Source organism: Bartonella sp. AC535YNZD (assembly GCF_042196625.1).
In the GTDB taxonomy this organism is placed as follows: domain Bacteria; phylum Pseudomonadota; class Alphaproteobacteria; order Rhizobiales; family Rhizobiaceae; genus Bartonella.
Genome location: NZ_JBHIQP010000004.1, coordinates 139,168 through 145,845 on the forward strand (window position 1 = coordinate 139,168; position 6,678 = coordinate 145,845).

General features: G+C 42.5%; 14 protein-coding genes and 1 pseudogene. All 15 read right to left on the bottom strand.

Going from position 1 to position 6,678, the window contains the following annotated elements:
- Window positions 1–11: 11 nt before the first annotated feature.
- The gene (rplE, locus tag ACFIM8_RS04230) at window positions 12–569 is read right to left on the bottom strand and encodes a 50S ribosomal protein L5 (RefSeq protein WP_375606713.1); all 558 of its coding nucleotides are present in this window, start codon (window positions 567–569) and stop codon (window positions 12–14) included.
- Window positions 562–876, bottom strand: coding sequence for a 50S ribosomal protein L24 (gene rplX / locus ACFIM8_RS04235; protein ID WP_273760562.1), 315 nt, complete (start codon window positions 874–876; stop codon window positions 562–564). Before rplX ends, rplE begins: the two co-directional genes overlap by 8 nt.
- 12 nt (window positions 877–888) lie before the next feature.
- Window positions 889–1,257 (bottom strand): 50S ribosomal protein L14, encoded by a 369-nt coding sequence (rplN, locus tag ACFIM8_RS04240; RefSeq protein WP_004855715.1) that lies wholly within the window; start codon window positions 1,255–1,257, stop codon window positions 889–891.
- Between the two features lie 144 nt (window positions 1,258–1,401).
- A complete protein-coding gene (gene rpsQ, locus ACFIM8_RS04245; protein WP_012231991.1) occupies window positions 1,402–1,641 on the bottom strand; it encodes a 30S ribosomal protein S17 in 240 nt (79 codons plus the stop codon).
- Window positions 1,642–1,652: 11 nt separating this feature from the next.
- Window positions 1,653–1,853, bottom strand: a complete 201-nt coding sequence (rpmC, locus tag ACFIM8_RS04250) for a 50S ribosomal protein L29 (protein WP_375606714.1) — start codon at window positions 1,851–1,853, stop codon at window positions 1,653–1,655.
- A gap of 12 nt (window positions 1,854–1,865) precedes the next feature.
- On the bottom strand, window positions 1,866–2,279 hold the full coding sequence (gene rplP / locus ACFIM8_RS04255) for a 50S ribosomal protein L16 (protein ID WP_375606715.1): 414 nt from the start codon (window positions 2,277–2,279) through the stop codon (window positions 1,866–1,868).
- Between the two features lie 36 nt (window positions 2,280–2,315).
- Complete coding sequence (gene rpsC / locus ACFIM8_RS04260; RefSeq protein WP_375606716.1) at window positions 2,316–3,026, bottom strand: 30S ribosomal protein S3; 711 nt, start codon at window positions 3,024–3,026, stop codon at window positions 2,316–2,318.
- On the bottom strand, window positions 3,026–3,415 hold the full coding sequence (gene rplV / locus ACFIM8_RS04265; protein ID WP_273791407.1) for a 50S ribosomal protein L22: 390 nt from the start codon (window positions 3,413–3,415) through the stop codon (window positions 3,026–3,028). The genes rpsC and rplV overlap by 1 nt, the downstream gene beginning before the upstream one ends.
- 2 nt (window positions 3,416–3,417) lie before the next feature.
- Entirely contained in the window at window positions 3,418–3,696 is a 279-nt protein-coding gene (gene rpsS, locus ACFIM8_RS04270; protein WP_004855734.1) for a 30S ribosomal protein S19, read from the bottom strand.
- 15 nt (window positions 3,697–3,711) lie between these two features.
- Window positions 3,712–4,545: a 50S ribosomal protein L2 gene (gene rplB / locus ACFIM8_RS04275; RefSeq protein WP_375614558.1), complete on the bottom strand. Its 834-nt coding sequence runs from the start codon at window positions 4,543–4,545 to the stop codon at window positions 3,712–3,714.
- A gap of 20 nt (window positions 4,546–4,565) precedes the next feature.
- Window positions 4,566–4,859, bottom strand: a complete 294-nt coding sequence (locus ACFIM8_RS04280; protein ID WP_375606718.1) for a 50S ribosomal protein L23 — start codon at window positions 4,857–4,859, stop codon at window positions 4,566–4,568.
- A complete protein-coding gene (gene rplD / locus ACFIM8_RS04285) occupies window positions 4,856–5,476 on the bottom strand; it encodes a 50S ribosomal protein L4 (protein ID WP_375606719.1) in 621 nt (206 codons plus the stop codon). Before rplD ends, ACFIM8_RS04280 begins: the two co-directional genes overlap by 4 nt.
- 2 nt (window positions 5,477–5,478) lie before the next feature.
- A complete protein-coding gene (rplC, locus tag ACFIM8_RS04290) occupies window positions 5,479–6,216 on the bottom strand; it encodes a 50S ribosomal protein L3 (RefSeq protein WP_375606720.1) in 738 nt (245 codons plus the stop codon).
- 27 nt (window positions 6,217–6,243) lie between these two features.
- Window positions 6,244–6,552, bottom strand: coding sequence for a 30S ribosomal protein S10 (gene rpsJ / locus ACFIM8_RS04295; protein ID WP_005773267.1), 309 nt, complete (start codon window positions 6,550–6,552; stop codon window positions 6,244–6,246).
- 61 nt (window positions 6,553–6,613) lie between these two features.
- Window positions 6,614–6,678 (bottom strand): annotated as a pseudogene (locus tag ACFIM8_RS04300) (elongation factor Tu); the annotation flags it as partial.

The following is a 6,678-nucleotide window of genomic DNA, read 5'->3' on the forward strand; positions in this document are numbered from 1 at the left end:
TACGTTTGCCGTTACGAACGAAAAGGAAAATTAAAAGCACGCAATAGTTCACGAGCTTCATCATCCGTTTTTGCTGTCGTACAAACGATAATATCCATGCCCCAAATTTGATCAACTTTATCATAGTTAATTTCTGGAAACACAATGTGTTCTTTAATACCCATAGCAAAATTGCCACGACCATCAAAGCTTTTTGGATTTAAACCACGAAAGTCACGAACCCGCGGAAGAGCAATCGTAACAAGACGATCTAAAAACTCAAACATACGATCTTTACGCAATGTAACTTTAGCCCCAAGAGGCATTCCTTCACGAACCTTAAAGGTTGCAATAGAATTACGTGCACGCGTAATAACGGCCTTCTGTCCTGTTATAAGTCCTAAATCCTCAGCAGCAAGGGAAGGCTTTTTCGAATCAGCAGTCGCTTCACCTATCCCCATATTTATCACAATTTTATCAATCCGCGGAATTTGCATCGCATTTTTGTAATTAAACTTTTCTTGAAGTGTTTTACGGATCACTTCAAAATAATGCGCTTTCATACGCGGTATTTGTCTTTCCTCAGCCATTAATCAACTCTCCCGAACGCTTGGCAAAACGCACTTTATTACCATCTGCATTCATACGAAAACCTACACGTGTAGGCTTACCATCTTTAGGATCAGCAATCGCCAAATTAGACAGATGAATTGGAGCTTCCTTAGAAATAATTCCAGCTTCTTGCTTCTGCGTTTGACGTTGATGACGTTTAATCATATTAACCCCACGAACAAAAGCCTTATTATCTTTCGGATTAACCTTAATTACTTCACCACTACATCCTTTATCCTTACCGGATAAAACAACAACTTTATCACCTTTTCGAATCTTCTGCATAACATCTACTCCTTACAGCACTTCAGGAGCGAGAGAGATGATCTTCATATGATTCCTACCACGCAATTCACGAGGAACAGGTCCAAAAATACGCGTACCGATCGGCTCTTTTTTATTATCCACTAAAACCGCAGCATTACTATCAAAACGAATGACACTACCATCTGCGCGACGAATATCCTTAGCAGTACGAACCACAACAGCTTTCATAACATCACCTTTTTTAACACGGCCACGAGGAATTGCATCCTTAACCGAAACAACAATAATGTCACCGACCGAAGCATATTTCCGCTTTGAACCGCCTAACACTTTGATGCACATGACACGACGCGCTCCAGAATTATCAGCAACGTCGAGGTTTGTTTGCATCTGAATCATGACTGGCCACCTTCTCTTAACACATATATCCGATTGTATCTTTTACACACTCGGATTTGCCTGCCAAATAACGATAAAGTTATCGCCTTCAAATTTATCAATGATAACCACACTGTTAAATTCTAAAACAATAAGCTTAACTCATTACGCTACATTGTCTTTTACAACAATCCAACATTTATCTTTCGAAATTGGTCTAGATTCTTGAATAGAAACTTGATCCCCAATCTTGAATTGGTTGTTTTCGTCATGCGCTTTATAATTTTTAGACTGCCGAACAGTCTTCTTAAGAAGCGGATGAGAATAACGGCGTTCAACTTTGACAACAACAGTCTTATCACTTTTGTCGCTAATAACAACACCCTGCAAAACGCGTTTAGGCATCTCTTATTTCCTTAAACCTTACTTTCACTTATCTTTTGACGAAGAAAAGTTTTAATACGCGCAATATCACGACGAACTTGTCTAACGCGCGCAGTCTTTTCTAATTGACCTGTTGCTTTTTGAAAACGCAAATTAAATTGCTCTTTCTTTAACTTAGCCAATTCATCTTTCATTTGGTCGAGCGTTTGCGCCCGTAATTCTGTGGCTCTCATCGCTTAACCTCATTATTCAGCAATACGCTGGATGAAACGCGTTTTTATAGGCAACTTTGCAGCACCCAATCTTAGTGCTTCACGTGCAACATCCTCCGGAACGCCATCAAGCTCAAACATGACGCGCCCAGGAGCAACACGTGCAGCCCAATAATCAACACTTCCCTTACCTTTACCCATACGAACTTCAGTCGGTTTAGATGTAACCGGAAGATCTGGAAAAATGCGAATCCACACACGACCAGAACGCTTCATATAACGTGTAATCGCACGACGCGCCGCTTCAATTTGACGAGCAGTAACCCGCTCCGGCTCAACAGCCTTCAAACCGTAGGCACCGAAATTCAAATCCGTACCACCCTTCGAAAAACCGTGAATACGGCCTTTGAACTGTTTACGGAACTTTGTGCGCTTTGGCTGCAACATTGTTCTCTACTCCAAAATTTAGTTCAATCTCAAAAACTAAGCATTTTCGCGGCGACGATTCGATGAAGAACCAGATTGATCAACTTCCGTAGCACGACGTTCTGAAGCCATCGGATCATGCTCAAGAATCTCACCCTTAAAGACCCAAACTTTAATACCACAAATACCATAAGCGGTCTTAGCTTCTGCTGTACCGTAATCAACATCAGAACGCAAGGTATGAAGTGGAACACGACCTTCACGATACCATTCCATACGAGCAATTTCAGCACCACCAAGACGGCCAGAACAATTGATACGAATACCTTCCGCACCAAGACGCATAGCAGACTGAACAGCTCGCTTCATTGCACGACGAAAAGCAACACGACGCTCTAACTGTTGAGCAATTGATTGCGCAATAATTGTCGCATCAATCTCCGGTTTACGAATCTCCACAATATTCAATGAAGTTTCAGCATCCGTCATTTCTGAGAGTTTATGACGAAGCTTTTCGATATCAGCACCTTTTTTACCAATAATCAAACCAGGACGTGCAGAATGAATCGTAATACGACACTTTTTATGAGGACGCTCAATAACGACCTTAGAAATAGCCGCCTGTTTAAGCTCCTCAAGCACATACGAACGAATTTTCAAATCTTCATGAAGAAGACGTCCATATTCACCACTATCAGCATACCAACGAGAGTCCCAAGTCCGATTAACACCAAGACGAAGTCCTATTGGATTGATCTTCTGACCCATTACGCGGCCTCCACTTTTTCGGTAACTTCACGAACAATAACAGTAAGATGCGAAAATGGACGTTCAATTCTACTCGCACGCCCTCGACCACGAACATGAAAGCGCTTCATCACTATCGACTTACCAACATAAGCTTCCGCCACAACAAGCGAATCAATATCAAGATCGTGGTTATTCTCTGCATTTGCAATTGCTGATTCAAGCGTTTTTTTCACAGTAGCAGCAATACGCTTGCGTGAAAACATCAAATCAGCGAGTGCGACATTAACTCTTTTACCACGAATCATTGCAGCAACTAAATTAAGTTTCTGCGGACTAACACGAATTGTCCGTGTGACAGCTCTTGCTTCATTATCTTTAAGTTGGCGCGAAACTTTAGCTTTTCCCATTCCTACTTCCTCTTTGCTTTTTTATCGGCACCATGACCATAATAAGTCCGGGTAGGAGCGAACTCACCAAACTTATGCCCAACCATCTCTTCAGAAACAGAAACAGGAATGTGCTTATTACCGTTGTAAACACCAAAAGTTAAACCAACAAATTGCGGCAAAATAGTAGAGCGACGACTCCATATTTTTATAACTTCATTGCGCCCACTTGCACGTACCTTCTCTGCTTTACCAAGAAGATAGCCGTCAACAAACGGACCTTTCCAAACTGAACGAACCACTTCAGACTACCTTTCTCATTTCTTGCGTTGATGACGCGTACGCATAATAAACTTATCAGTGGCTTTATTAGAGCGCGTACGCTTACCTTTCGTAGGTTTACCCCAAGGAGATACTGGATGGCGCCCCCCTGATGTACGACCTTCACCGCCACCGTGTGGATGATCAACGGGGTTCATAGCAACACCGCGAACATGTGGACGCTTACCACGCCAACGTGACCGACCTGCTTTACCATCATTAATATTCCCATGATCAGGATTTGAAACAGCGCCAACAGTTGCAAAACAGCTACTGGGAACCAAACGCTGTTCACCAGAATTTAAACGAAGAATAGCCATACCATGATCTCGTCCAACCAACTGCGCATAAGCACCTGCTGAACGTGCAATCTGTCCGCCTTTTCCTGGCTTCATCTCAACATTATGAATAATTGTACCTACAGGCATACTAGCAAGAGGCATAGCATTACCTGGCTTAACATCTACATTTAAACCAGCCATAACAGAATCACCAACACCAAGACGCTGTGGTGCAAGAATATAACTCAATTGCCCATCCTCATAACGGATTAAAGCAATAAAAGCGGTACGATTAGGATCATACTCTAAACGCTCAACCTTTGCTGAAACATCACGTTTAAGACGCTTAAAGTCGACAAACCGATAACTACGTTTATGTCCACCACCCTGAAAACGAGCAGTAACACGACCGCAATTATTACGCCCACCCTTTGAAGACAAACCTTCAGTTAACATCTTTACAGGTTTTCCCTTATAAAGGCAAGAACGTTCCACAATAACAAGCTGACGCTGCCCAGGTGTCGTTGGATTAAACTGCTTAAGTGCCATTATTCCTATCTCCGAGCCTCTTAAAGACCTGTCGAAACGTCGATAGTCTGACCACTGGCCAGAGTTACGATCGCTTTTTTGACATCACTCTGCCGACCAACTATACCTTTGAAACGCTTCACTTTACCCTTACGGACTATCGTGTTAACTGCTTTAACTTTTACGCTAAAAAGCGCTTCAACAGCAGCCTTAATCTCAGGCTTCGTCGCTTTCGGCGCGACATTAAAAGCAACTTGATTGTATTCAGAAATCATAGTCGCCTTTTCAGTAATAACTGGACTAATAATTATATCATAATGGCGAAGATCTGTCATTTAAAACGCTCCTCAAGAGCCTCAACAGCTGCTTTTGATAAAACAAGTTTGCTGCGACGCAAAATATCATAAACATTAATTCCCTGAATAGGCAAAATGTCAACATTAGGGATATTAGAGGCTGCACGAAAAAAGTTAATATCAATCTCCTTACCACCAATCAAGAGAGCGTTATTAAATCCAAGCTTAGAAAAATGAGAAACAAGCATTTTCGTTTTAGCATCCTTAACAGTCAACTCATCCACAATAATTAAATCTTTTGCTTTTAATTTCGCAGATAACGCAAAACGCAATCCAAGAGCACGAATTTTTTTAGGAAGATCATGCGCATGGCTACGAACCACTGGTCCATGTGCCTTACCCCCACCTCTAAACTGCGGTGCACGTGCAGATGAATGTCGAGCACGCCCAGTTCCTTTCTGTTTAAACATTTTTGCCCCTGTTCGCGACACATCAGAACGACCTTGGGATTGATGACTTCCCTGCTGACGACGTGCAAGCTGCCAACGAACAACACGTTGCAAAATATCCTCACGCGGAACAAGATCAAAAATAGCTTCAGAAACCTTTAATTTGCCAGCTTCATTACCATCAAGAGTTTTAATTACAAGATCCATTATTAGGCTCCCTCAACTTCAGAGGTTTCCGTCACCGGAGTAACCATTTCCGCTTTCTCCTTCACAAGACGGCGAATACCAGCAGGCTTTGGAGCATTATCAGGAAGACGCTTCTTCACAGCATCCCGTATCAAAATCCAAGAACCTTTAGAACCAGAAACAGCACCACGCACTAAAATTAAACCACGCTCACTATCAGTGGAAACAACTTCAATATTCTGTGTTGTTACACGCACTTGCCCCATATGGCCAGCCATTTTTTTGCCTTTAAAAACTTTACCAGGATCTTGGCACTGCCCTGTAGAACCATGAGCACGATGTGTGATAGAATTACCATGAGAAGCACGATGTCCACCAAAGTTATGTCGCTTCATAACACCAGCAAACCCCTTACCAATACTGGTACCAGTCACATCAACTCTTTGTCCTGGAACAAAATGTTCCACTGTAATCTCAGTACCAACATCAAGAAGATTGTCGGGACTCACACGAAACTCTGCTATTTTGGCTTTAGGCTCAACAGAAGCCTTAGCAAAATGTCCACGAAGAGCTTGTGAAGTATTCTTAACCTTAGCAAAGCCTACACCTAATTGAACAGCAGTATAACCATTCTTTTCAACTGTACGCTGAGCAACGACTTGACAATTCTCCAAACGAAGTACCGTCACCGGCACATGCTCACCAGCATCATTATAAATACGGGTCATGCCCAGCTTCTGTGCTATTACACCTGAACGCATCGGGTCTGTTCCTTCTGTCCTCAAACCTCAGAGCTTAATTTCTACATCCACACCAGCAGAAAGATCGAGCTTCATAAGCGCATCCACTGTTTGCGGCGTTGGATCAACAATATCAAGAAGACGCTTATGTGTTCGCATCTCAAACTGCTCACGACTTTTCTTATCGATATGCGGTCCACGATTGACCGTAAACTTCTCAATCCGCGTAGGAAGCGGAATGGGACCACGGACATTTGCACCGGTACGTTTAGCAGTCGATACGATCTCACGCGTCGACGTATCAAGAATTCTATGATCAAACGCTTTCAAGCGAATGCGAATATTCTGACTGTTCATGCTCTTTATTTCCCTGTTATACAAAGTGCCTTCAATAATCAAAGCACTCAACAAGCATTATTTATTCAATGATCTTAGAGACGATACCGGCACCAACAGTACGACCACCTTCACGAATAGCAAAAC